General features: G+C 66.1%; 4 protein-coding genes. 1 reads left to right on the forward strand and 3 read right to left on the reverse strand.

The window, feature by feature from the left end:
* Positions 1 to 230 precede the first annotated feature (230 nt).
* On the reverse strand, positions 231 to 1,706 hold the full coding sequence (locus tag PHX69_RS15255) for a DEAD/DEAH box helicase (protein ID WP_288044861.1): 1,476 nt from the start codon (positions 1,704 to 1,706) through the stop codon (positions 231 to 233).
* 194 nt (positions 1,707 to 1,900) lie between these two features.
* Complete coding sequence (gene ypfJ / locus PHX69_RS15260; protein ID WP_119012959.1) at positions 1,901 to 2,782, reverse strand: KPN_02809 family neutral zinc metallopeptidase; 882 nt, start codon at positions 2,780 to 2,782, stop codon at positions 1,901 to 1,903.
* A 222-nt stretch (positions 2,783 to 3,004) separates the two neighbouring features.
* On the opposite strand from ypfJ, the gene PHX69_RS15265 reads away from it, so the two are divergent.
* Positions 3,005 to 4,684: a sensor domain-containing diguanylate cyclase gene (locus PHX69_RS15265; RefSeq protein ID WP_288044864.1), complete on the forward strand. Its 1,680-nt coding sequence runs from the start codon at positions 3,005 to 3,007 to the stop codon at positions 4,682 to 4,684.
* On the opposite strand, the gene PHX69_RS15270 is transcribed toward PHX69_RS15265, so the two are convergent.
* Entirely contained in the window at positions 4,681 to 4,989 is a 309-nt protein-coding gene (locus tag PHX69_RS15270) for a YkgJ family cysteine cluster protein (protein WP_288044866.1), read from the reverse strand. The two genes, PHX69_RS15265 and PHX69_RS15270, sit on opposite strands and share 4 nt — an antisense overlap.
* Positions 4,990 to 5,006: the final 17 nt, after the last annotated feature.

Genomic DNA, 5,006 nt, shown 5'->3' on the forward strand with positions numbered 1-5,006 from the left:
GGCCCAGCACTTCGTGCTCCCGCCTCGTCGAACCGGGCGCTCCTTCCCGCGCGAGGTCAAACGATCCACACGCAGCAAGTACCCTCCGAAAAAATGCCAGTCAGCGGTTAACTGACTGGCATTGGGCTGAAGTGCCGGGTTGGGTTGCTACTTTTTTAGTAGCTGCTTGCGCTTGTATGGCGGGCGTTGCAGGCCATTTTGGCCATGAAAAAAGCCGGGCGCTTGGTGGCTCAGGCCTGCGCGCCCTGGTCTACCGGTTTGAACAGCGCCGCCACCTTGCGCTTGGGCTTGATGTTGGCCGACAGACCGCGCACCGCTGGGGCACTGCGGGCGGCTTCCCATTGGGCCAGCGCGGCTTCGGTGGGGGCCTCATAGGGCTTCTCGAAGAACGGATCGCGCGAGGCCACGGCGGGGCGGAAACCACCGCGCGATGCCGCACGCGGCGCTGAACCTTCGTAGCGCTCGGGGCGTTCTGGACGTGCAGGGCGCTCGAAACGCTCTGTGCGTTCGCCCCGGTCGCTGCGGCCTTCGCTGGGGCGGCTGCTGGTGCGTTCGGGGCGCGCGTCATCGTAGGCCAGCGTTTCGATGTTGAGCTTGGTTTTGAGCAGCTTTTCGATGTCGGCCACTAGGCGCGCATCGCTGCCCGACACCAGCGTCACCGCCAGCCCCGAGGCGCCAGCGCGGCCCGTGCGGCCAATGCGGTGCACGTAGTCTTCGGCGTTGAACGGCACGTCAAAGTTGAACACCGCTGGCACGTCTTTGATGTCCAGGCCGCGCGCGGCCACGTCGGTACAGACCAGCAAATCGACTTCGCCCTGCTTGAAAGCATCAAGGGCTTTGAGGCGCTCGTCCTGGCTCTTGTCGCCGTGCAGCGCGGCGGTTTTCAGGCCCTCGCGCTCCAGGCTGCGCGCCAGGCGACCACAGCCGAGCTTGCTGTTGACGAAGATGAATGCCTGCTTGATGCCGCGCGTTTTCAGCACCTGGTGGATGGCGCGGCGCTTGTCGTCGTCACCCGCGCTGTAGAAGCGCTGCTCGACGGTGGAGGCGGTTTCGTTGGGCCGCGCCACTTCGATGGTGACGGGGTCTTGCAGGTAGCTGCCCGCCAATCGCTTGATTTCTGGCGAGAACGTGGCGCTGAACAAGAGCGTGGTGCGCTGCTTGGGCAGGTAGCTGAGGATGCGCTGCAGGTCGGGCAAAAAGCCGATGTCCAGCATGCGGTCGGCCTCGTCGAGCACCACGTACTCGACCTGGTTGAGCACCGCGTTTTTGGCCTCGATGTGGTCGAGCAGGCGGCCCGGCGTGGCCACCAGCACCTCAACGCCTTTTTTCAGCTCCAGCGTTTGCGGCTTCATGTCCATGCCGCCAAACACCACCGTGCTGCGCAGCTTGGTGTATTTGGCGTACAGCGCGATTTGCTGGGCCACCTGGTCGGCCAGCTCGCGCGTGGGCAGCAGCACCAGCGCGCGCACCGGATGGCGCGCGGGCGAGGTGGAGCTGCTTTCGTGCTTGAGCAGGCGCTGCAATAGCGGCAGCGAGAAGGCTGCCGTTTTGCCGGTGCCGGTCTGGGCGGCACCCATCACGTCCTGGCCAGTAAGCACCACCGGAATGGCCTGCGCCTGGATGGGGGTCATGGACTCGTAGCCCATCTCGGCCACGGCGCGCGCCAGCGGCTCGGCCAGCGATAAATTGGAAAAAGAACTTGTCATTTAGCCCGGTATTGTCGCACCAGCACCGGTAAAACCCTTGGTTTTGCCGCCGATGCCGGGCCGCGCTCGCGTAAAAAAGACACTGCGATAGCGCCAATCAGCTATATTTTTGATAGCTGCTTGCGCCTATCCCTATTGGCTTTGATGCCATTTTGACCAAAAACTGGCGTGGGCAGCAGCGCTGGGGCAAAGACCTACAAGCTGCGCGCAGAAAACGTGTCGCAGCGCTGCACGCTGCCGTGTTGCAGGCCGTTGTTGAACCAGCGCACGCGCTGTGCGCTGGAGCCGTGGGTAAAACTCTCGGGCACCACGCGGCCCTGGCTTTGCTGTTGCAGGGCGTCGTCGCCGATCTTGGCCGCAGCGTTCATGGCGGCCTCGATGTCGCCGTTTTCCAGAATTTGCCGTGCCGTCTGGGCATGGTGCGCCCAGACACCGGCAAAGCAGTCGGCCTGCAACTCCAGGCGCACCGAGAGCTGGTTGTACTGCACCTGGCTGATGCGGCCACGCTGGCTGTCGACCTTGTCGCTGATGCCCAGCAGGTTTTGCACATGGTGGCCGACCTCGTGGGCAATGACGTAGGCCTGGGCAAATTCGCCGGGTGCGCCCAGCTGGTGTTTCAGGGTTTCGTAAAAACCCAGGTCGATGTACACCTTCTGGTCGGCCGGGCAATAAAACGGCCCCATGGCCGCTTCGCCGGTGCCGCAGGCGGTGGGCGTGGCCCCCCGGAACAGCACCAGGCGCGGTTCTTGGTAGCGGGCGCCGCCCTGGCTGAAAACGCCTGCCCACACGTCTTCGGTATCGGCCAGCACGGTGGAGACAAAGCGGGCCAGCCGGTCATCGGCGGGTGGGCGCTGCGCGGGCGCCTGCTGCACCTGCGCCGGGGGGGCGCCGCCACTGAGCAGGCCCAGAATGGTCAGCGGGTTCACGCCCAGAATCCAGCCCCCCAGCAGGGCAATGACGATGGTGCCAATGCCAATGCTGCGCCCGCCAAACACCGGGCCGCTGCTGCCACCACCACTGTCTGCACCACGCCGGTCTTCGACGTTGTCGGACTCTCGGTTGCCTTCCCATTTCATGCTGCACCTCCTGTGCGCGCCCAGCAGTGCAGGCGCAAGGGTGCGCAGTTTACGCGCTGCTTTGTGTACAGTGCCGCGCATGATTTTTCTACCCCTGTTGGCTTTTTCCTCTGCACACCGTGCCAGCCATTGCCGCCTGGTTCCTGCCGCTACCAAGATGGCGTCTGGCGTTCACCTTGGCGATGCCGCCTTGCTGCGGCGGCGCCGTGCATGTGCGCAAACGTGAATATCCCTGCACGCCCGCGCCGCGCCAGCCTGCGCACCCAGATTGCGGTGGTGTTTGGCCTGCTGGTCATTGTTCTGGGCCTGTTGCTGTCCACGCTGCTGAGTGACATGCTGCGCCAGCACCTGCAAAAGCAGGCCGGTGTATCCCTCGAACTGGCTGCGCGCAACGCCGCCAAAATGCTGGCCAATGGCCTGCAAGACCGCAGCCGCGAGGTGCAGGTGCTGTCGCAATCGACGCCTTTGTGGGCGCATGGCTTGCAGTCGCCAATGGTTCACCAAGCCATGGCGCGCAGCCAGGCCATACACCCGCACAGCCTGTGGATAGGCGTGGCCGATCTGGACGGCGTGGTGCGCGCCGCCACGGGCGACATGCTGCTGGGCCAGAGCGTGAAAGAGCGCCCCTGGTTCAGCCAGGGCTTGCGTGGCGTGCATGTGGGCGATGTCCACCCGGCCAAACTTCTGGCCAAGCTGCTGCCGCCCAGCGCCAGCGGCGAGCCCCAGCGTTTTGTGGATTTCTCAGCGCCCATCGTGCGCGATGGCCAGACCGTGGGCGTGCTCGCCATCCACGGCAGCTGGGACTGGACGCGCGAAGTCATCGAGAGCCTGTTGCCCCCGTGGGCCGCCGAGCGCCAGTTGCAACTGTTCATTTTTGACAGCCAGGGCCAGGTCATCTATGCCCCCCAGGGCCAGACCGAGGCTTACCGCGCCAGCGGCCAGCGCCTGCCGGGGTTGCCATCGGGCACCAGTGTCGGCGCAGCGTTCTGGCAAGACGGGCAAAGCTACCTCACTGCCCTGGCCCATGTCAGTGCGCAGGGCCCGGCCAGCCGCCTGGGGTGGTACGTCGTGGCGCGCGAGCCACTGGCGCTGGCCTTTGCCGAAGCCCGCCGTGCCCAGGGCATTGCCATCGGTGTGGGGCTGTTGGTGGCGCTGCTGGGCGCGGCCATCGCTTGGCTGGCGGCGCGGCGCATCAGCATGGATTTGTACGCGCTGGCCAAGGCAGCGCACCAGATTGGTGCGGGCACCGCAGGCGCCAGCATCGTGCCAAGCCACAGCAGCCGCGAGGTGCAAATTCTCTCCAGCGCGCTCGACCGCATGACGCGGCGGCTGCTGGCGCACAGCCACGAGATGGAAGAAACCGTGCGCCAGCGCACCCAGGAGCTGCAAAAGGCCAACCAGGCGCTGGAGATGCAGGCGCGCAGCGACCCGCTCACGGGCTTGCTCAACCGGCGCGGGCTGGAGGGGCAGTTTGATTTCGCCATCGCCCTGGCCCGGCGCAGTGGCCGGCCCTTGAGCCTGCTGACGGTGGATGTGGACCACTTCAAGCGCGTCAACGACACCCACGGCCATGGCGCAGGCGACCAGGTGCTCCAGGGCCTGGCGCGCACCTTGCAGCAGCGCTTGCGCCGCAGCGATGTGGCCGCACGGATTGGCGGGGAAGAATTCGTGGCCTTGCTGCCTGACACGGGCCTGAAAGAAGCACAGGCCACTGCCGATGCCCTGCGCCTGGCCGTGGCTGCACAAGAGTATCCCCAGGTGGGCCACATCACGATCAGCCTGGGGGTGTCGGCTTTGCGGGCGGGCGATGAGGACGGCGCCAGCGCTTTGCTGCAACGCGCCGATGCCGCGCTCTACCAGGCCAAGGGCGAGGGGCGCAACCGCGTCTGTGTGCAGGCCTAAACGGGCTGGGTCAACCCGTGGCGCAGGCGGGCCTGGTGGCAGGCGTCGCTGCCCGCCTCGAACTCGCGGCACGGGGAGGGGCGCCATTCGTAGATGCCGCAGGCCACTTTTTCGCCCAGCTTGCCGGTGAGGGCCGCGCAGCGCGGGCTGCGGTAGTCGGTGCCGCGCATGCGGTGCAGGTGCTCGGTGATGGGATCGGCCAGCCCGCAGGGCACGCGCCCGCCGCAGCCCTCCAGCTCCTGCACGGCAAAGTCAACACGAAAACTGGCGCAGCAGGCGCCGCAGGTCAGGCAGGGGTGGGTCATGGGGACAAAAAAGCGGC

The organism is Simplicispira sp. (assembly GCF_028687295.1).
Taxonomy (GTDB): Bacteria; Pseudomonadota; Gammaproteobacteria; order Burkholderiales; family Burkholderiaceae_C; genus Simplicispira; species Simplicispira metamorpha.